Below are 18260 nucleotides of genomic sequence, written 5' to 3' on the forward strand. Positions count from 1 at the left end.
TTTGTCGGTACACTGGACGCCTCTTTTAACCTGGCGAGAGCTGACGCTATGTGGTTGGCCTACCTGCGAACCTTTGTTTTTTATGCCTTTTTCTACGGGCCATTCACGATTTTGTGGGCGTCGTTTTGCGCCCTCTTTGCCTATTTGTTGCCCTACCGGATGCGCTATCACTTCGTGGTAGGCACCTGGGCCAAGCTGACCGTATTCGCCAGCCGCTGGATTCTGGGCATTAAATATCGCATCACCGGGCTCGAAAATCTCGACGGCAATGCTGGTGTAGTGGTCTCAAATCATCAGTCCGCCTGGGAGACTTTTTTCCTGCAACGGCTGTTTCGGCCCCAGACGCAGGTCATTAAACGCAGTCTGCTGAAAATCCCCTTCTTTGGATGGACCTTTTCGATGTTGCGCCCCATCGCGATTGATCGGGCCGATCGGGTAGGCGCCATGAACCAGATTCTCGAACAGGGTATACCGCGCTTGAACGACGGCATATTCGTACTGATCTTCCCCGAAGGCACCCGGGCAGAACCCCACAAGGTGCGCAATTTCCAGCAAGGGGGCGCACGGCTGGCCAAGGAAGCGGGCGTTCCGTTGATTCCGGTGACTCACAATTCCGGTGATTACTGGCTCAACAAGCGGTTCGTAAAACTGCCAGGCACGATAGACGTTATCATTCACCCGCCCATTGATCTCGCCAGCCTGAAAGCCAGCGAAGGCACAAAACTCGCTCACACGGTCATCAGTGATGGCTTAACCCGCATTCAGGCACAGAACAAACGGGTGCATCGCAAGCAGGAATCGAGCTAACACGATTTGGGATGAAAGAGTTGGAAATAACGTTGCGGTCTATCGGGGGGGGGGCTATACAAAAACGGGCGGGATGAGCCTGTTTCAAGACGCACCCGCCGACGTACCAGGCCCGTTGCGGGCCCAGAGACTATTTACTCCATACTGGCATCAATGGCGGCCTGAATATCGGCCTGCGGGAAGGCGCCGCGCAGAATCTCGGTCCCTACCACAAAGGTGGGCGTGCCGGTAATGTTCAGTTGTTGGGCCAGTGACCGGTTGCTGGCCAGAGTTTGTTGCACCCAGTCGGCTTTGGTTTCCTCTTCCAGCTCAGCTCGATCAAGCCCTAGCGAGTCAACCACTTCCCAAACTTCGCTGTTCTGACCGAGGCTGCCCGGGCGAGCCAGCAGGGCATCGTGATAGGCCTGATACTGATCCGGGTACAGCTCGCTGATCGCCAGGCTGACCCGGGCGGCGGTCACCGAGGTTTCCGTCAGAATTGGCCATTCTTTATACACTACACGAAGATTCGGGTTGGCTTCCGTCAATGCCTTAACGGTTTGGGAAGCACGTTTGCAATAGCCGCAGTTGTAATCAAAAAATTCAACCAGTGTGATGTCACCGTTCGGGTTGCCACCCACCGGATCGTTGTCAGCATTCGTCAGCTGATCACTCACGGACGCGATCAGTTCATTCTGGCTGGCCTGCTGGGCCGCCTGTTCCCGCTCTTGCAGAATGCTAATGGCTTCCATGATGATTTCCGGGTTTTCCAGAATGTAGTTGCGCACCATCTGGTTAACGTCATCTTCTGTCAGATCTTCTGCCTGGGCAAAGACCGCCGTCAATGCCAACAAGGGCACCAATAACAGTAAACGTAACCGTGCGAATGGGGTGGGTGCGTTAAACATGGTGTCTCCAACAACGTGAGGGTTTTGACCACAGTATAGACGAGAGCTGATCATTTATTGACCAAATCGAGCGTTATTCTGTGAGAGGTAATCTTGCTCAGCCGGGGTCGACGGCCGATTCAGAACGGTATTGCGGTGCGGGTAACGGCCGAATTGCTCGATGATGGCCCGGTGCTCTCCGGCGGCATCATGAAAGCTTTTCAGTGCTTCACGGGCACTGGGGTAATCGTGAAACAACTGGTCGATCTGCTGGCCCAATACCTGATGGCACTCCAGCGACTCGGCGTGCATCAGTGGCATCAGGCAGAACATACGGCCACTCATGCCGAGCAACGTCAGATGGCCGTTATCGAGCGCTTGCTGGCTCCACTGCAGCGCAATCGGGTCCCAGGCAAAGGCCTCGGCACGACCGCGATACAGGTTGCGACTGAACTGGTCGACGAGAATAATGAGCGCCAGCCGCCCTTCCGGGTGCTCGAGCCAGGCGTTCAATTCGCCATCGATGGCGCGCTGATGGTCTGCGGCAAACCGCTCGGCGATCAGCCGGTCGGTTTCCTTGCCACCGCTGAACCAGCGTTTTTGATAGTGCGGCTCGGGCGGTTCCTGGTCACCAAACCAGAAATCGAGCACGGATTGCCAGGGTTTCATCGGCGTTTCAGGCCGCAGCCTGCTCAGTCTCTGTCTCAGCGCCAGAGTTTAGCAGACTGCCCGCCACCATCGTCCAGTAGATTTGCAGAGTGTTGACCCAACGACCGGTCTGCGACAGGCCTCCCGTGGCATCCCATTGTTCAGGCAACGCCAGCTGCAGGGCCAGGCTTTGCCGGCCGGCAGGAGCGCCCAGGGGTAGCGCCGGCAATTTGAGCATGGTCTGGTACCAGTTCAGGTACAGTCGGGCCAACTGTCGATCACGCAGTGAAGTTGCTTCCTGGGTGGCGGGTTCGAACCCGGCCCAGAGGTGCAGTTGCTGCGCCGACTGCAAGGCGGAAAACAGCGTCTTGCCCAGCGCCAGATTCGGGTGTGATAAGGCCGCCCTGGGCCACACTCCCTGAGCACTGCTGCGCCAGCGCTGGGTCAGCGATGCCAGATCCTGCTTGGGCGGGTTCTTTTGCAGCCCCAGGGCATGAGCCATGGCGGCTTTTTGCGTGGCCCGGGTAGCGTTGTAGTGACGCATCACCTGGGCAGGTCGCACAGCTTTGCCACTGATGGCACTGGCGGGCGGCACCAGCGCATCCACGTCAATGCCGGTCTGGTTAACCCGTTGCTGGTGCTTCTGGTAGGTTTGGTAGTGCTTCAGCAAGGTACTGGCTAGCATTCGAGCCCCGGCCTCGCGGTTCAGGGCTTTCTGGTACCCCGCCGCACTGGACAGCACCCAGGTAGCAGGCGAGGCCATGCGAAACTGGCCCTGGCTGGTTTCCTCGTCGGCATCGGGCGTCGATTCTGCCGGGCCGATCCATTCCGGCCACTGATCTGCGGTTACGCCCAGGGTGGTGCAAAACGACTGAAATTCCGGCCAGTTGGGCATCAGACTGTTCAGTTTGCGGGTCAACCGCGTCACCTGGCGCGCCTCCTTATGCCCGATCAGGGTTTGCATCATGGCTTCCTGGCGCGACTGGAGGTGCTCGACCATGGGTGCGAAGCGCACCATTAGAGCGCCGGACCAGTTGGGGTTAAGCCGCGCCAGGGTGTGTTGCCACTGATTGAATGCTCCCCAGGTCCAGTAGGTAAAGGGCGGTGCCAGGGCGCCCAGTTGCCGGGTCATTTCACCGGTCAGCTGCTGCAGGGTTACCGCCTGGAGATAAGGCAGGCCGATCTCCACCTCACACCGGCGCCGCAGCCATTGCAATGAACTCTGGCGTACGGTGACGAAGGGCGCATTGCTGATGCGAATGGCCGTGACCGAGGCGGTATTCAGATAGGAGGTAATTTCATGCATCAGCGCAAACAACAGCAGTTCGGTATCCGGATCCAGCTCCAGCCCCTCTGCTGGCGGGCGACGCGGCCTGAACAGCGCCGCGGGCACCAGCAAAACACCGGCGATGACCAGTTGCGTCAGAGCGGCACCGGCCTGGCTGGCCCAGACTGACACCGAGATCAACGGCAACACCAGCAGCAGTGCGATCAACGGTAACAGCAGATAAATCGCAAAGGGAATGGCGGCCAGAATAAGCAGGCTGAACCGGGTTTCCAGCTCTTCATCCGGGTGGCGGTAACGCCCGGCAAAATAGTGACTGAGCCCGCCGTCCAACAAATGCTGGCGCAATTCATCGGCCGAGATTTTCTGGTTTGCCGTCGCCGTCTCGGCTTCGATGATCAGACCGGCCCGGGTCAGTTTTTTGGCCCACTGACGGGCTTTTTCCTCCGGCAGGTTGCGCGCCAGCACAGTGCGCCGGTTTGCCATCAGATCGGCCAGTTGGGCGTCACTGAGTTTCAGTTGTTCCTTGAGCGTGAGGCTGAGCTGAGTCTTGTTGGAGACTGAATCCTGAAAGCCCAGGCAGACCAGGTGAAACCGTTGTGCAGACATGTTTGAACCGAGCCCTGTAAGCAGCGATGGTGGCCGGGTGCCACCAGAGCCCCAGAATTAGCCAGGTCGGCGTTCAGCGCAAGCGGAAAAAGCTCAAACTGTGCGTTAGTTCAGGTGCGATCGCTTAACGCTTAAGCCCCTGACGAACCAGTCGGCCCGCGCCACGCGCCTGGCGCATCACGGCTTTCCAGTCCCGCCTGCGCCCCAGCCGGTTCAACCGCTGGGCCCGGCCGTGTTTAGCTTGCTCCAGGCGTTCATAAACCGCACTCCAGAGCAGATCGATGTTGTAGCCGTCGGCGCCCTGGTCGAGCCGCACCGGCACCAGATCGGCCTCTGGCAAGGCAAGATCTGCTGCGATGTGCTGCAGCGACTCGCTAATAGCAACAGCCTTGGGTAATGTCGGGTTGGACAGATCATAGGGAGGCGACCATTCCCGGGCAGGAGACAAGCGATCTATGTGGCTGACAACCCCGAGTATCGGCGGCTGCCGCCGGGCCGGGTTGTCACGAAACCAGGCACGAATGGCATCCAGCGCCTTCCGATCCAGTGCCCGGTCAGCCCGGTGTGCCGACACCACCCATAAAATACAGTCAACCGACTCCAGCTGCGCCCCCCATTCTTCCGTGCTCAGTTCGTGGCTCACGCCTGGCGTATCAATCAGAACCGCCAGCGGCTCGCCCGCCTCATCACTCAGCTGATAGCGCTCGGCACGGGCGGTCATCGGCAGTACATCGACCGCGCTCTGGGTGTCATTCAGCAGGGCATTGACCAGGCTCGATTTGCCCACCTTGAGCTGGCCCGCGACCAGCACCTGAACCGGCCCCGGCGGCGGGCGCGTCGCTTGCTCATGCTCCGCCAGTTTGGCCATCTGGCCGGCATCGGCCTGCAAGCGCCCGGAATACAGGTCTATGGCGGCCCGGCCGACTTCCTCGACCCAGATGCGAGCGCCTTTTTGCTGCAAATAGTCGCTGGTTCGATCGAACGCGACGTTCAGCAGGCGCTCCCGGACTTCTGCCAGCACCGCCGACATCGGGTTCACTGCCCGCACCAGCCGGAACAGGGTTTTAGCGCCTTTGTAATAGGGCTGGCTGGAGCTGCCCAGGTGCCAGAGCCGCATCACCTGCCCAACCTGAAAGTGACTGGACCCCGGCACGTGGTCACCCAGCACCAGCCGCAGCCGCAGGCTGACCCGTTCGCTGAGCAACAATGCCTCAGGCAGCGTGAAATTCCAGACCGGGTCTTTGTGATCCGGATAATAGTGGCGGGCGACGTGCTCAATGACCAGACGTGCGCGTTCGAGCAGCAACGTCTGGCTACCCAGAATGATTTTGTCGGTATCCCGGGCCAGTTGCTGCACCTCGGTCCAGGCCGCCAGGTCCTGAGCCGACCAGTCTGGTTCTGGCGGCGAAACCGGCGCGGCGGTCTCGGCAGGCGTTTCGATGCTTCCGATCAGGCGGCGCTGCAGCAGATGCACCAGCAAATAACCACCGCCCGTCAGTAGCGCTGTGCCCAACAACCAGAACAACAGCCAGCCCTGCTGCCAAAGCCAGAGCCCGCCGAGTGGGATCAGCAACAAAAACGGCAAGACCATCAGCACCAGCACCAGGCCAACCACGATGATGATGGGCCCGCGCCAGCGGCGTTTAATCGTCGCGGTCATGGTGCTCCCTGCGCATGCGGTCGTGAAACATTTGGTAAGCCTCTTGCAGCGAGCCGCGATAAGCTTTGGCGACCCCGGTGGGGTCCGCTTTGCCCTGTGCCGACTGATTCAGGTAATAACAGGCCGCCCGGCCCAGCGCGTAAGTGATCGCCGCACTGGCAGTGCCTGCGGCCACGGCACCGACAGACTGGCCATACACCGGAACCAGTTTGCCCAGCTGGCGCGCCGCAAAACTGGCCCCAATGCCGACCAGAGTGCCCGATCCCAGTGAGGTACCGAACTCGGCCAGACTGCGACGGTCCCAGTCGAGCCCGTAGATGCGACCAATGGAATGCAGCATTTTGCCCTGCAAGGTCGGCACCGTTACAAAGCCCGCCAGCGGGATCAGGTCGGTCAGGCCAGCGGCGGTGGCATAGCCCACCAGATGTGGATGCAGCTGTTGCAGTCGGGTATCGGCATCGGTCAGTTGCAGGCTGCGCAGCTGTTCGCTCTGGGTGGCATCCAACACCTGGTCCAGCACGGCCAGCAGGGCCTCCAGGCCATAATCCGGGTTGGTAAAGCCATCCTCGGGGCGGGTCAGATCCACTGCCACGGCATGCACGGGCCCCGGGCCCGGAAGCGTTTCCAGCCTGGCCGCCTGAGTCATAAGGGCACGTTGCAGATCGGTCAGACCGGTGTCGCGTTGCAGTTCAGCGTAGTCGGGGTGATCCCGGTCGTCCGGGTAGCCATCGTGCAGCCGGGTCTGCACCAGCACGACTGGCCAACCCGGATGGCGCTTGCGTATGCGATGCACCTGGGCAAAAACGTCATCCTGCTGCGGGTCCATGGCGCGGGCCACCACAATCAGCGCATCGGCCTGGTGTTCCTGTTCGGTCAGGTCGTCTTCCGGCGCATAATCGACTTCACCCAGGCCACGGGTGTCGATAAAGCGGACCAGCGGCAACTCTGGCGGGAAATCAAACAGCCGGGCGTGGCGGGTGCAGGGTTTGAAGCCTGCGCCAATCTCGGCTTCGGGGTGGCGGGTAATGGCATGAACAATCGAGGTCTTGCCCGATTGCACTTTGCCCAGCAGCCAGAGCACCGGTGCCTCGCCCTGCACCTGAGGCGACACGGCGGCTTCAATGTCCGGTTCTGGCGACAGCACCGCATTGACGATACGTTTCCAGTTTTTACCCCGGGGTTCCGATGACATAAACGTCTTGCCTTAACAGTGATACGGGCGACCGGCTCAGTATGGCAGGTCGCTCTGCAAATGAAACCGACGGACTGGACGGGTGGCGAGACAGGTTTACACTGACATCGGACCCGCTCGATCGCTGATGAGAATGCCGCTGCACGCTTCGCTGGCTCACCTCAACCGGCTGCCCTAACCCTAACCGGACACACCCCTATGAAAAAACTCAAGAACGAAAAAGAACTGGTCAAAAAAGCGATTGCGATGGGCAAGGCGTACGGCGAAGAACGGGGCGTTGTTGAATTTGAACCAACAGACTCCGCCGAAGAAAAAATTGAATACATTTATCGACTGCTGGTGCATGACAAGATCATTCAGCCGCTGCCCAATGACCAGATTTCACAACAGTCGATGCGTCACCGCCTGGCCATTTGGGCATCGAAGACGCCCGATTAAACCGGGCCGAGCAGCAGGTTTATACCCATCGACCCGCCAAAAATATAGATCGCACAGATCACACCCTCGCCAATAGAGGCACCCAGCAACGTCTTCCACAGCTTAATGCGAAGCACGCTGCACACGTACACAATCATGTCGGTGGGTACAAAGGGTGCAAATCCCCAAACACTGATCACCAGTAACTCCCGCTGATGCAGAAGCCGGGTAAGGCGTTCAACCTGACGGGGGTACCGTTCGTGGAAGTACTGGTCGAAACGGACCTGCCGTGCCATCAAATACACGATGGCCGAAGACGTATAAACCGCCACCTGATTCACCAGAAACAAGGGCAAGGGCGGAAATACCAGCATGCCAGCCAACACAAAGGGGGTAGACGGTATCAGGGTGAAACCGCGCAGTGTGGATACCACAAAATACAGGAACAGGCTGACCACGAGATTGTCGTTAAAAAACTGGCGCAAGGTGCGCGGTGCAAACCACTCGGGATTGAGAAAATAAATCGAGAGCGACAGCGCTATGATGGCACCCCAGCCGACCAGCCAGGTGCGATTGACAATAACATCGGATTCTTTGTTCACAGTGGGTAACAGGGTCCTTTGGTGACGCGTTCCTTGAATCGATGCCATTACGCACCGAGGGTATAGTTTATCGCGCAAGTCGTTTAAGTTTAACGGACAGAAGTCAGCTTTTGCCGGTTTACTACGAACCCGTGCGCCTGACCGGATCCAAAAACCCGGCTAACAGGAGACCGCCATCCAATGAAACCCCCTGCTGAACACCCCGAACCTATCGATGCCCGAATGAGGCGAGCTGCCCAGCCCGTAATCGCTTACCCGCCGAATCAGTTACCGCCTTACGATTCCAACCGCTTAAACCAAGCCCGCGCGACCCTGTCGCGGACCGATCGGGTAACGGTGAACCCCCGCGATGCCGCCACCTTCCAGGTGCCCGCCGGGCACTTTTTCCGCATCATCAGCACCGAGGGCGCTCAGGTCGGCGACTTGAACCTGTGGAACCAGCACCAGTTGGCGGAACGCTTTTACAGCGGCAAAACACGCGCCCTGCACGGTACCCACCTGAGCACCGGTGACCGGCTGTGGAGCAGCTTTCCCTATTTACGGCCGATGGCCACCATCACCGCCGACACACTCGACTGGTATGGATGGGATGACGATGGCGCCAGTGTGCATGACGTGATTGGCACCCGGTGCGACCCTTACACCAGCCACCTGCTCAGCAACGAGCACTATCACTATTGTTGCCACTCGAATCTCACCCGCGCCCTGGCTCAGCATCAAGGACTGTCGCTGGTCGAAGCTGAACACTACGTCCACGATGTCCTCAATGTCTTCATGTGCACCGGCTTCACCCGGGATACCCACCAGTACTTTATGAAGGCCAGCCCGGTGCGCCCGGGTGACTATCTGGAATTCTTTGCTGAAATCGACCTGCTCGGTGCGCTCTCTGCCTGCCCGGGTGGCGATTGCAGCGCCAGCCACTCCAGCGATGCGGCCGCCTGTTATCCGCTGATTGTGGAAGTGTATCGGCCTGATGCCAGCGCCCTGGTTGGTTGGGAGCCTACGGCACCAAGCGGGTATAGCGGAGAACATGGCCTGTAGCGGCTGCTTAAGCTAGAACCCCACCGATTCAAACCTGACCCATTCAAGTGGCCTGCCCAAGCCACAACTCTCTCCAATTGACTATTGAATGATATGTTGTAACATCACTTAACTTTCGAATCAGACACCCCATTCACGCTTTGCAGGTTGGAGAACACCATGAAAGGAGCCGTTCCGGTTTTTTGGAAACTGTTGCTGGTCATTATCGTCAGTTTTAATGGATTACGCGTACACGCCGACACCACCCAGGGTCACCTGACCATCAGCGCTCCCTTTGAATTCAGCTCGCTCGATCCGACGCAGCACGGCTATCTGTTCACCCGCATGCAAATTCTGGAAACCCTGGTTGATGTCAGCGCAGACGGCACGCTGGAACCCGGTCTTGCCAGCGAGTGGCAGGTCAGTGACGACGGCCTGACCTGGGCTTTCAAAATTCGCGACGGTGTGGTCTTTCACGACGGCACACCCCTGAACGCCGACCAGGTCGTCCACAGCCTCAATGCGGCATTGCAAAAACACGGCCCGTTTCGGCAGGCGCCGGTTAACACCGTTGAAGCCGCTGGTGACGAGGTTGTCGTACAGCTGAACCAGCCTTACTCGCCATTGCCCGCCGTGCTCGCCAACTATTCCACGGCCATCCTGGCTACCGATGCCTTCGGTGAAGACGGGCAGGTCAACACACTCATCGGCACCGGCCCGTTTACCTTTGTGTCTGCCTCGCCGCCGCACAAGCTTTCAGTGCAGCGTTTTGACGACTACTGGGGCCAGCCGGCTGCCATTGAATCGGCCGAGTACCTTACCGGCCACCGCAGCGAGAGCCGGGCCTTGCAAGCCAGAACCGGTCAGGCTGACATTGTTTTTAACCTGGACCCGGTCAGCGTGACCCAGCTTAACCGTGTGCCTACGGTTAACGTGCACTCCGATTTGCTACCCCGCACGATTTTGATGAAAGTTAACAGTGGTCACGATTTCTTAAATGAACCTGAAGCTCGCCAGGCCCTCAGCCTGGCTCTGGATCGCACCGGCATCAGCCGGGCCATCTTGCGCACACCCGGTGCAGAGGCGAACCAGTTGTTACCGCCTTCATTGGCTAACTGGCACATCGACGATTTGCCACCCGCACGCCAGAACAAAGAAGAAGCCACTGCACTATTGCAATCACTGGGCTGGCAGCCGGGTGACGACGGCGTATTAACCCGCAACGGTGAACGGTTTGAACTGACGCTGATTACCTACGCCGACCGCCCGGAGCTGACCACGGTGGCCACCGCCATTCAGGCACAGCTCGCCGACATTGGCATTGATCTGAACGTCTCCATCACCAACTCCAGCGCCATTCCCGCCGGCCATCAGGATGGCAGCCTGGAGCTGGCCTTGCTGGCGCGCAACTATGGGTTTATTGCTGACCCGCTGGGTGTGCTGATCGCTGATTTCGCCGGCGAGTCTGGTGGTGATTGGGGGGCGATGAACTGGCAACACCCGGAACTGCTCGGTTTGATCGAAAGCCAACAAAGTGAACGGGATGTTCAGCAGTACGCGCAAACCGCTCAACAGATCGCCCGCATTCTGGCAGATGAAATGCCGCTTATCCCGGTCACCTATTACACCCAGCAAACGGCCGTTAACGACCGGGTCAGCAACTTCCGGTTCGACCCGCTCGAACGCAATTACTTCCTTAACGAGCTGGAACTTGCGCAACCATGAGGCAAATTTTAGTTAATCGGCTCATTCAGGCCCTAATGGTAGCCTGGGGAGTCGGAACCCTGACCTTCATTTTCATGCGCTCCCTTCCCGGCGATATGGCCTACCGCATTGCCGCCGGTCGTTATGGGCAAGACAACGTGAATGCCGCAGCGGCAGACATGGTTCGGGCCGAGCTCGGGCTGGACCAGCCGGTGTTATCGGCCTACTTCACCTGGTTGACTGACCTGTTGCAAGGCAACCTGGGGGTATCACTGATCAGCGGTGCGCCCGTTTTTCAGGAAGTGCAGCACCAGCTCAGCCACTCTCTGTTGCTTGCCGCCGTCGCCCTGCTGATATCGGCGCTCATTGCGCTTCCCATCGGCATTGCCTGTGGCATGCGCACCGGTGGCTGGTTCGATCGTTCCCTGCTGGCCGTATCGGCACTGCTGCGGGCACAGCCTGTGTTTGTGGTTGGGCTGTTGCTGATTCTGGCATTCGCGGTTCATATTCCGTTGCTGCCTGTCGCCGGGTACGGCACGGCCAGTCATCTGGTGCTGCCGGCGTTCTCACTGGCCCTGGTATTGGCAGCGGTATCGAGCCGGGTTATTCGGGACAGTACACAGACCGTGGTTCAATCCGACTATTACCAGTTCTCACGGGTAAAAGGCCTGCCAGCGGCGCCCACGTTCCAGCGCCACGGGCTGCGCAACCTTTCGGTACCGGTCATCGCATTTCTGGGCGTGCAACTGATTACGCTGATTGAAGGCATCGTGATGATTGAATCGTTGTTCGCATGGCCCGGCATCGGCCACGCCCTGGCGCATGCCATTTTTTCCCGCGACATTCCGATGATTCAGGGGGCCGCATTGATGATGGGCTTATTGTTCGTGATTCTGAATACCCTGATTGATCTGGCGTGCCACTGGGCCGACCCGAGGGGGCAACTGGCATGAAAGCACTACTCTACATTCTGAACCCCGCGCAACGTCTGGGGGCTGCATTAATTACCAGCCTGGTGGCGTTTGCGTTGCTGGAATGGCTGTTTCATTCCGGCCAGGCCTACCAGCAAAACCTCTCGCTCTACCTGGTGCCACCGAGCTCCGAAGCCTGGCTGGGAACCGACCCCTTCGGGCGCAGCCTGATGGCCCGGTTGGGGGCGGCCATTCGGTTATCACTGCTGCTGAGTTTGTTCTGTGTGCTGACCTCCGCCCTGCTGGGGATGGCACTCGGTGTGTGGGCCGCCTGGCAAGGTGGCTGGGTCGACCGCTGCCTGAACCTGGTCGTCAATATTCTGATGGCGTTGCCGGGTTTGATACTCATCCTGTTACTGGCCGCGCTCGCGCCGGGCTCCTTTATTGTGCTGTATTTCGCCATTTCGCTGGTGCTGTGGGTTGAGTACTACCGGGTGGTGCGTGCCCAGACCCGGGTTGCTGTTACCAGCGCGCCGATGGAGTCGTCGCGTCAGCTCGGCTTCGGCCGCTGGTACCTGTTCCGGCGTCACATCTGGCCATCGATTCGCGCGTCGGTACTCACGCTGGCGGCCTTCGGCGCTGCCAATTCCATTCTGGCACTGGCCTCACTGGGGTTTATTTATGTTGGCCTGAAACCGCCTACCGCGGAACTCGGGTTAATGGTGGTCGAGCTGTTGCCCTACTACGAGGAAGCCCCCTGGGCCTTACTGCAACCGCTGACCGCCATCTTCATTTTGGTGTTGGGCTTTAATCTGCTGGCGGGGAAAATACGATGAACGTATCGATCAGAGCCACACTCAGCGAACTTATCCACATCGACAACCTGTCGATATCGGCAGGCGAGATGCGTTTGGTCGATGCGCTGTCGCTGACGTTAAGGCAGGGAACCCCGCTGACCATTCTGGGGCAGACCGGTTCCGGTAAAAGCTTGCTGGCCCAGGCCATTATGGGCTTGCTGCCTGAAAGCATGACGGTTTCCGGATCCATCAAGGTAGACAACACAGAGGTGCTGACGCTCAGCAAAACCGAACGGGAAGCACTGTGGGGCCCAACCCTGGCCATGCTGCCGCAAGAACCCTGGCACTCGCTCGACCCCATTATGAAAAGCCGCCAACAGGTCACGGAAGTTTTTCAAGTGGTTAACAACGTACCCGCTCCTCAGGCGAGGGCGCGAGCCACAGAACAACTGACCCACCTGGGCCTCGGCCAGGCGCTGCATCGGTTGCCCGGGCAGCTCTCCGGTGGCATGGCGCAGCGAGTGGCTTTCGCAGCCGCCACCGCAGCCGGCGGTCGCATTCTGCTGGCGGATGAACCCACCAAAGGCCTCGACCATAACCGGCGGGACCAGGTCGTCGAACTGCTTCAGGGGTATTTGCACCAGGGTAGCGTACTGACCATTACGCACGATATCGACGTTGCCCGAAAGCTCGGCGGCGAACTGCTGGTGATGTGCGAAGGCAAGATTGTGGAGCGGGGTAATACACAGAATGTGCTCACCAACCCACAGGCCGACTACACCCGGCAACTGCTCGCCGCAGAGCCACGCAACTGGCCAGATACAACAGCGCCTGCATTCAAGGCTGAAAAAGACCAGGTGCTAAGCGCCGACAACCTGGGGCTTCAGCGCGGCGGCAAAACCCTGTTTAACGACCTGTCGTTCAGCTTGCATGCCGGAGAGATCATCGGCGTCACCGGCCCCAGTGGCGTTGGCAAAAGCTCGCTGGGCGATGTGTTGCTGGGCAACCTGAAACCCAATGCAGGGAGTGTTCAGTATGCAAACCCCTTCACCCGCCACCGTCGCTTAAAACTGTATCAGGACCCGCCAGCAGCCTTCGCCCCAGGCGTGCCGCTGCAGCGTCTTCTTGATGAACTGATGCGGCTCCACCGTATCGACCCGTCTCGCGTACCACCACTGCTAGAGCGCCTCGGGCTCATGCCCTCACTGCTACACCGACCTGCTGAATCGGTATCCGGCGGGGAACTGCAACGCATCGCCCTACTGCGCATTTTACTGCTGGACCCGGTGCTCCTGTTTGCCGATGAACCCACCTCGAGACTGGACCTGATTACCAGCCAGCGCATCATGACATTGCTGGTAGAGGTTGCCAGAGAAACTGAGTGCGGCCTGGTCATCGTCAGTCATGACCCGGAACTGGTAGAAAAGCTTTGTGACAAAACGATTAAATTGCAGGAACGCCAGCCTTAAATGGCCTGCAAAACAGAATTGGACTAGCGTTTTGGATCAGGGATTGATCCTTTTTTTCTCTTTACTCAAAGCTCCCAGCTCGCCGCTTTCCCCTAACACCCTATACTGGCCCGGTGCCAAGGTGGCATCCAACTCATAAGGGCCAACCGCGCTGCGATGCAACGCCAAAACCCGGTTACGGAACCGACCGAACATGCGTTTTATCTGATGGTACTTGCCTTCCGTTAAGACCAACTCTGCGGTGGTTGCGGACGTGAGTGTCAGCTCAACCGGTGCCGTCATGCAGCCTTCGGTTTCAAAATACATGCCTTCAGCAAACGCCTGCACATACCGGTCATCCAAGGATTCTTTTACCCGAACCTGATACCGCTTTGGCACCTTGGATTCCGGTGCCGTCAACCGGCGCGACCAGCGGCCATCGTTGGTCAGCAACACGAGGCCGGAGGTATTCAGATCCAACCGACCCACGATATGCAACTCGTCTTTGGCCGGGTGATCAATCAGGTCCAACACGGTAGTGTGCTGCTTGTCTCTGGTTGCACAGACAACGCCAACAGGCTTGTGCATCATGAGGTATAGCGGTGAACGGTGCTGTAGCATCGTTCCCTGGCATTCAATTCGGTCGAACTCGCAGACCCGCCACTGGCCATCATTAACCGGCACACCATTGACGGTGATGGCCCCACGGGCAAGCAACGGCTTCACCGATTTCAGTGGAATCTGACAGGACTTCGCGATGAATCGGTCCAGGCGACTGTGTTTGGAATGCACAAAGGTCCCTCAATGAGGCGCCAGTATTGGCAAAGTGGCCAGATACACGGCGTTAAAATGCCAGCGAACTGGTGACATTGAGCCGTTCCCAGTACCCTTGTGTCAACGCTGACACCACGGCCATGCCCCTCAAAACGAGCAAACGTTAATGAAAAACACACTCAGACATCTGTTCCAGCCCATTCTTCGTATTTTTGAGTCGGGCGACGACCAATTCCGATACGACAAGTCACACAGGAAGATTCTGCTTGCCGTCGGCGTACTGTTCCTGTTCTTGTCAGCAATATCGGCCGTACTGGCCATTAATTCTGCGCAGTTGGGCGGCCTCTTCCCCGTTCTCGCCTTCTTCCTGATCGGGTTCGTATGTGTCGTTGTGGGCACGTTGGGAAGTGACAAGGCAGTCGCCAGGATATGGGGCAACAAGTAAACCCTGTCATCTAAACCAATACCCTTGAGCTCCCCGGAAAAAACGACCTGTAAAGTATTCTGGGGAAAAAGCTAAAGGTCTTAAACCGTATCGGGAATTTACCTTGAACAATATCAACCCCAGAAAACTACTCCACAGTAAATGGACGGCGATGAACCCCTCCAATAAAGAAAAGCACTTCCTCGTTACGGAGGTGGAATTCAATGAGGAGGGCGAGGTTATTCATTGTTTGCTCGAGGCCGTTTTAACAAACCGGTCAGAGCCAATAGACTGGGCAGAGCTGAAAGATGAGAACAGCTGGCTTCAGGGTTGGGCTTAAAAAGCTGGGGTTTACTGGCGGGTGCGGGATTGAACGCCCAGACGATGCAAGATGTGGATCAGATCTGCTTCACTCATCTGCACAAACTCCAGTACACGGCCATACAGCATGGCGGTGGGCACATTACGGTTCCGGCATTCTTTCTGGGCCTGTTCGAGCACTGCCAGAACAATACGGTCCGTGCGGGTCAGACCATCCCGGATATCGGGCAACTCGTCCTGCAAGGCCGGTTGGCCCTTAGAGTTCACAGACACGCCTGCACGAGACTTCCGAGTGCGAGTTCACCGCCTCGTACGACTCGGGTAGTGATGCCTCCGTGTCCGCGCATTGCATTATAGGCACCGGGACCGAGGGCTTTCTCCATCTTACTGCACGGGTGACACAAGCCGGTGTATTCCAACACAACGTCACCGATTCGAAAGGTTTTATCTTTCAGGGCCAACAAGTTCAGCCCAGACACCACCAGGTTTCGGCGGAATACCTCGGGGCCAATAGACTCCCGATGCAAGCATGAGGCAATCACACTCAGATGCTCGTGTTGGATCAATGTCACTTGCCGTTTGCTGGTTTCACGGCCACTGAATCGATCACCTGCCAGGCCTTTGCCCGGGCTGACCATGACACGATCGAGTATCAACATGGCCTGGTCACGAGCGGGGCGGATACCGATCCACTCCACCCGGCCAGTTTGCGGGAGCGTATTTAGCAACCTTTGCATCGGCGTTGGTTCAGGCATTGAAGCTCTCTATTACACAGATCAGGCAGCCAGTTTGTCACGGAAAACCTGAGCAGGACAGCCTACGGGTACACCCTCAACACCAGTGCCTAACCTGCGTTGGCTTTCAGCATTTGATACAACTGATCCTTCAAGTGCAGCCGTTGCTTCTTTCGCTCTTCAAGATACTCATCGTTAACAAACTCACTACCGCTTTCAATGCCGTGAACCTCATGTTCCACGTCAGTATATTCTTCAAACAACTTGGCAAAGTGTCGATCATTCATTTTCAAATAATGAATCTGATCACGGTATTCCGGAAACTCATGCAATAAATCGTGTTTTTCAACCATGCATTGCTCCTTTTGATGTGGGAAGTGATTTCGATGGGGTCATGAACAATCCACGCCCGATCGAAAAAAGAACGTTTCATAGCCAATCGAATAACGGTGAGAGAACAGCGTTAACCAACGCATGAACGATCGATAGTTAGTTAGTCTGTAACACTGGCTACTGAATGGTCACGAGTGTAGAAGCCTGGCCCTTCCTGTCAAAAGGTTGCGGTGTAAGTTAGGTGTATGGTTGCCACTCAACGCAGCCAGACTCGGGCATGCCGGATATGGGTATGTAAACTCCCCTGACAATTATACAATGTAACGGTGGTTGCCTTCATTGGCTACCAACTTTACTCGCACGACCCTTATTATCATTTGCCGCAAAGTGATTTTTAACTTCCAGTATCGAAGTAACTTAGAAAGCTGCAACGTTGGGTGCCCCGGAAGTTCCTACTTTATTTAACTCAAAGGCAGGCCGTTTTTTACCAATTCTTGCTTTGAGTATCGGTATATTGAAATCAAAATAAGAACTCCAACTAAATTTGTCGCGAGTGCATTCACTACCGCCAGGATTTTTAACTGATTGAGTGATCGCTCAACCACTGCGGTATGAACCCAATAGGCAAGAAATAGAACAAAACCGGCGAAAATCACTAAAGGCACTACTATAGGCTCATCACTTACAAGCGCTACAAAAATGCAAAAACCTGCAACAGCGAATGAAGATAACCACTGAATCACTAAATATGTTTTCCTCCAGAAACCCAACTCACTAAAAGTTAATATTATTTTCCCATTCATAGCATTATACAACCTATAATCGGCAGCTAGCTAGACACCCATCACAATTGCAAACTGTAGCGATGGGTGTCTACATAGTCTGTCTTAATTAACTCTTAAAATCATTTTTCCAGAGTGCTCTCGATCTACGAAATAGTTACTGTTTTCGTTTTCTATTGCATCTATTGCCGCATTAATATCAAGTAAGGTCTCTTCGTGTAAAGTGCTTTTTTCAGCTTTTTTTAAGCTTGCCAAAGCATTAATTTCAAGTGAGCAGGCCAGCAACATACATGCTCTATAACGCACTACATGAGACTTGTCATAGAGAGCCTCGAGCCCTAGCTGTACAGCCTCCGCAGAAGATCTTGTATATCGAATTGAATGATAAACACAAGAGCTTCTGACTTGCCATTTTCTTGCTTCCCTATATTTTTCCAATAACATTTTAGGAAGTTGGTTGCCAAGCTTTCTTAGTTCATTTGTTGCATTCATCTCGTTCTCCGAGCCTGAACCATCAAGCTCGTCTAAGAGTGAACTAACAGCTTTCTTTTCAGTCATCGATTCTTCAATTATACAATTTTTGCTCAACGTTCGCGTATCACTAGCCGGAAAACCATCGTTATAAATAGTTAAAATCTAGAAAAGCGATGGCATTGATAGTCGCTTAATATGGATGTCCAGATTACTCCTTCAACCGCTACTTATCGAGTATGTTTCCGGGAAAAACCTCAAGAGCAAATAGGCAATGGCAACAATTATGCCAAAACCTACCAACATACAGCATATCCACACCCCGAGCTTTTTACTCTTATAGAGTTGAAGGTGCTTACGAAGATTAAAACTGCATTTAATATAGCCCTCAACAAAAAGTAAACCAATCCTTACAACACACACAAACGTTCCTAAAAATACTGCGAAAAGGAATA

22 protein-coding genes are annotated in these 18260 nt (G+C 56.4%); 9 read left to right on the forward strand and 13 right to left on the reverse strand.

Going from position 1 to position 18260, the window contains the following annotated elements; genetic code table 11:
• Nucleotides 1-48 precede the first annotated feature (48 nt).
• Nucleotides 49-807, forward strand: coding sequence for a lysophospholipid acyltransferase family protein (locus EP166_RS20035; RefSeq protein WP_127560442.1), 759 nt, complete (start codon nucleotides 49-51; stop codon nucleotides 805-807).
• 134 nt (nucleotides 808-941) lie between these two features.
• Here EP166_RS20035 and EP166_RS20040 read toward each other — a convergent pair whose 3' ends face one another.
• The 5 genes from EP166_RS20040 to EP166_RS20060 form a co-directional block, all read right to left on the reverse strand.
• Nucleotides 942-1694 carry a DsbA family protein gene (locus EP166_RS20040; RefSeq protein ID WP_164744032.1) on the reverse strand — a complete coding sequence of 251 codons (753 nt, stop codon included), beginning with the start codon at nucleotides 1692-1694 and terminating at the stop codon, nucleotides 942-944.
• A gap of 54 nt (nucleotides 1695-1748) precedes the next feature.
• Nucleotides 1749-2342 carry a DUF924 family protein gene (locus tag EP166_RS20045; RefSeq protein WP_127560446.1) on the reverse strand — a complete coding sequence of 198 codons (594 nt, stop codon included), beginning with the start codon at nucleotides 2340-2342 and terminating at the stop codon, nucleotides 1749-1751.
• A gap of 7 nt (nucleotides 2343-2349) precedes the next feature.
• Nucleotides 2350-4215: a hypothetical protein gene (locus EP166_RS20050; protein ID WP_127560448.1), complete on the reverse strand. Its 1866-nt coding sequence runs from the start codon at nucleotides 4213-4215 to the stop codon at nucleotides 2350-2352.
• A 124-nt stretch (nucleotides 4216-4339) separates the two neighbouring features.
• Nucleotides 4340-5875 (reverse strand): GTPase family protein, encoded by a 1536-nt coding sequence (locus EP166_RS20055; protein ID WP_127560450.1) that lies wholly within the window; start codon nucleotides 5873-5875, stop codon nucleotides 4340-4342.
• The gene (locus EP166_RS20060; protein WP_127560452.1) at nucleotides 5859-7067 is read right to left on the reverse strand and encodes a YcjF family protein; all 1209 of its coding nucleotides are present in this window, start codon (nucleotides 7065-7067) and stop codon (nucleotides 5859-5861) included. The genes EP166_RS20055 and EP166_RS20060 overlap by 17 nt, the downstream gene beginning before the upstream one ends.
• Nucleotides 7068-7265: 198 nt before the next feature.
• On the opposite strand from EP166_RS20060, the gene EP166_RS20065 reads away from it, so the two are divergent.
• Nucleotides 7266-7505, forward strand: a complete 240-nt coding sequence (locus tag EP166_RS20065; RefSeq protein ID WP_127560454.1) for a DUF5062 family protein — start codon at nucleotides 7266-7268, stop codon at nucleotides 7503-7505.
• Here the strand turns inward: EP166_RS20065 and EP166_RS20070 are convergent.
• Nucleotides 7502-8086, reverse strand: a complete 585-nt coding sequence (locus EP166_RS20070; RefSeq protein WP_164744033.1) for a TVP38/TMEM64 family protein — start codon at nucleotides 8084-8086, stop codon at nucleotides 7502-7504. The genes EP166_RS20065 and EP166_RS20070 overlap by 4 nt on opposite strands.
• A 180-nt stretch (nucleotides 8087-8266) precedes the next feature.
• Between EP166_RS20070 and EP166_RS20075 the strand changes: the two genes are divergently transcribed.
• The 5 genes from EP166_RS20075 to EP166_RS20095 all read left to right on the forward strand — a co-directional run bounded on the left by EP166_RS20075 (nucleotide 8267) and on the right by EP166_RS20095 (nucleotide 13987).
• Nucleotides 8267-9127, forward strand: coding sequence for an urea carboxylase-associated family protein (locus EP166_RS20075; protein ID WP_127560458.1), 861 nt, complete (start codon nucleotides 8267-8269; stop codon nucleotides 9125-9127).
• Nucleotides 9128-9286: 159 nt separating this feature from the next.
• Entirely contained in the window at nucleotides 9287-10831 is a 1545-nt protein-coding gene (locus EP166_RS20080) for an ABC transporter substrate-binding protein (RefSeq protein ID WP_127560460.1), read from the forward strand.
• A complete protein-coding gene (locus EP166_RS20085) occupies nucleotides 10828-11763 on the forward strand; it encodes an ABC transporter permease (RefSeq protein ID WP_127560462.1) in 936 nt (311 codons plus the stop codon). Before EP166_RS20080 ends, EP166_RS20085 begins: the two co-directional genes overlap by 4 nt.
• A complete protein-coding gene (locus EP166_RS20090; RefSeq protein ID WP_127560464.1) occupies nucleotides 11760-12557 on the forward strand; it encodes an ABC transporter permease in 798 nt (265 codons plus the stop codon). Before EP166_RS20085 ends, EP166_RS20090 begins: the two co-directional genes overlap by 4 nt.
• Nucleotides 12554-13987 carry an ABC transporter ATP-binding protein gene (locus EP166_RS20095; protein ID WP_127560466.1) on the forward strand — a complete coding sequence of 478 codons (1434 nt, stop codon included), beginning with the start codon at nucleotides 12554-12556 and terminating at the stop codon, nucleotides 13985-13987. Before EP166_RS20090 ends, EP166_RS20095 begins: the two co-directional genes overlap by 4 nt.
• A 36-nt stretch (nucleotides 13988-14023) precedes the next feature.
• Here EP166_RS20095 and EP166_RS20100 read toward each other — a convergent pair whose 3' ends face one another.
• Nucleotides 14024-14758, reverse strand: coding sequence for a pseudouridine synthase (locus EP166_RS20100; RefSeq protein ID WP_127560468.1), 735 nt, complete (start codon nucleotides 14756-14758; stop codon nucleotides 14024-14026).
• A 148-nt stretch (nucleotides 14759-14906) separates the two neighbouring features.
• Here EP166_RS20100 and EP166_RS20105 point away from each other — a divergent pair, with 148 nt between their 5' ends.
• Both EP166_RS20105 and EP166_RS20110 read left to right on the forward strand, forming a co-directional pair.
• A complete protein-coding gene (locus EP166_RS20105; protein ID WP_127560470.1) occupies nucleotides 14907-15185 on the forward strand; it encodes a hypothetical protein in 279 nt (92 codons plus the stop codon).
• A 103-nt stretch (nucleotides 15186-15288) separates the two neighbouring features.
• The gene (locus EP166_RS20110; RefSeq protein WP_127560472.1) at nucleotides 15289-15504 is read left to right on the forward strand and encodes a TIGR02450 family Trp-rich protein; all 216 of its coding nucleotides are present in this window, start codon (nucleotides 15289-15291) and stop codon (nucleotides 15502-15504) included.
• Nucleotides 15505-15515: 11 nt separating this feature from the next.
• On the opposite strand, the gene EP166_RS20115 is transcribed toward EP166_RS20110, so the two are convergent.
• The 6 genes from EP166_RS20115 to EP166_RS21355 all read right to left on the reverse strand — a co-directional run.
• Complete coding sequence (locus EP166_RS20115; protein ID WP_127560474.1) at nucleotides 15516-15752, reverse strand: hypothetical protein; 237 nt, start codon at nucleotides 15750-15752, stop codon at nucleotides 15516-15518.
• A complete protein-coding gene (locus EP166_RS20120) occupies nucleotides 15749-16240 on the reverse strand; it encodes an MOSC domain-containing protein (protein WP_127560476.1) in 492 nt (163 codons plus the stop codon). The genes EP166_RS20115 and EP166_RS20120 overlap by 4 nt, the downstream gene beginning before the upstream one ends.
• Nucleotides 16241-16329: 89 nt before the next feature.
• Nucleotides 16330-16572: an HP1242/YdcH family protein gene (locus EP166_RS20125; protein WP_127560478.1), complete on the reverse strand. Its 243-nt coding sequence runs from the start codon at nucleotides 16570-16572 to the stop codon at nucleotides 16330-16332.
• A gap of 441 nt (nucleotides 16573-17013) precedes the next feature.
• Nucleotides 17014-17295 (reverse strand): hypothetical protein, encoded by a 282-nt coding sequence (locus EP166_RS20130; protein WP_164744034.1) that lies wholly within the window; start codon nucleotides 17293-17295, stop codon nucleotides 17014-17016.
• Between the two features lie 144 nt (nucleotides 17296-17439).
• Nucleotides 17440-17892, reverse strand: a complete 453-nt coding sequence (locus EP166_RS20135) for a hypothetical protein (RefSeq protein ID WP_127560482.1) — start codon at nucleotides 17890-17892, stop codon at nucleotides 17440-17442.
• A 132-nt stretch (nucleotides 17893-18024) separates the two neighbouring features.
• A partial coding sequence (locus tag EP166_RS21355; RefSeq protein WP_220432652.1) for a hypothetical protein occupies nucleotides 18025-18260 on the reverse strand: 236 nt, incomplete at its 5' end.

It is taken from the genome of Saccharospirillum alexandrii (genome assembly GCF_004000275.1).
Lineage (GTDB): Bacteria > Pseudomonadota > Gammaproteobacteria > Pseudomonadales > Natronospirillaceae > Saccharospirillum > Saccharospirillum alexandrii.

Coding starts and splice junctions, on each gene's coding strand:
- EP166_RS20035 (WP_127560442.1), top strand. CDS start 49: ATGTGGTTGGCCTACCTGCGAACCTTTGTTTTTTATGCCTTTTTCTAC.
- EP166_RS20040 (WP_164744032.1), bottom strand. CDS start 1,694: ATGTTTAACGCACCCACCCCATTCGCACGGTTACGTTTACTGTTATTG.
- EP166_RS20045 (WP_127560446.1), bottom strand. CDS start 2,342: ATGAAACCCTGGCAATCCGTGCTCGATTTCTGGTTTGGTGACCAGGAA.
- EP166_RS20050 (WP_127560448.1), bottom strand. CDS start 4,215: ATGTCTGCACAACGGTTTCACCTGGTCTGCCTGGGCTTTCAGGATTCA.
- EP166_RS20055 (WP_127560450.1), bottom strand. CDS start 5,875: ATGACCGCGACGATTAAACGCCGCTGGCGCGGGCCCATCATCATCGTG.
- EP166_RS20060 (WP_127560452.1), bottom strand. CDS start 7,067: ATGTCATCGGAACCCCGGGGTAAAAACTGGAAACGTATCGTCAATGCG.
- EP166_RS20065 (WP_127560454.1), top strand. CDS start 7,266: ATGAAAAAACTCAAGAACGAAAAAGAACTGGTCAAAAAAGCGATTGCG.
- EP166_RS20075 (WP_127560458.1), top strand. CDS start 8,267: ATGAAACCCCCTGCTGAACACCCCGAACCTATCGATGCCCGAATGAGG.
- EP166_RS20080 (WP_127560460.1), top strand. CDS start 9,287: ATGAAAGGAGCCGTTCCGGTTTTTTGGAAACTGTTGCTGGTCATTATC.
- EP166_RS20085 (WP_127560462.1), top strand. CDS start 10,828: ATGAGGCAAATTTTAGTTAATCGGCTCATTCAGGCCCTAATGGTAGCC.
- EP166_RS20090 (WP_127560464.1), top strand. CDS start 11,760: ATGAAAGCACTACTCTACATTCTGAACCCCGCGCAACGTCTGGGGGCT.
- EP166_RS20095 (WP_127560466.1), top strand. CDS start 12,554: ATGAACGTATCGATCAGAGCCACACTCAGCGAACTTATCCACATCGAC.
- EP166_RS20105 (WP_127560470.1), top strand. CDS start 14,907: ATGAAAAACACACTCAGACATCTGTTCCAGCCCATTCTTCGTATTTTT.
- EP166_RS20120 (WP_127560476.1), bottom strand. CDS start 16,240: ATGCCTGAACCAACGCCGATGCAAAGGTTGCTAAATACGCTCCCGCAA.
- EP166_RS20125 (WP_127560478.1), bottom strand. CDS start 16,572: ATGGTTGAAAAACACGATTTATTGCATGAGTTTCCGGAATACCGTGAT.
- EP166_RS20135 (WP_127560482.1), bottom strand. CDS start 17,892: ATGACTGAAAAGAAAGCTGTTAGTTCACTCTTAGACGAGCTTGATGGT.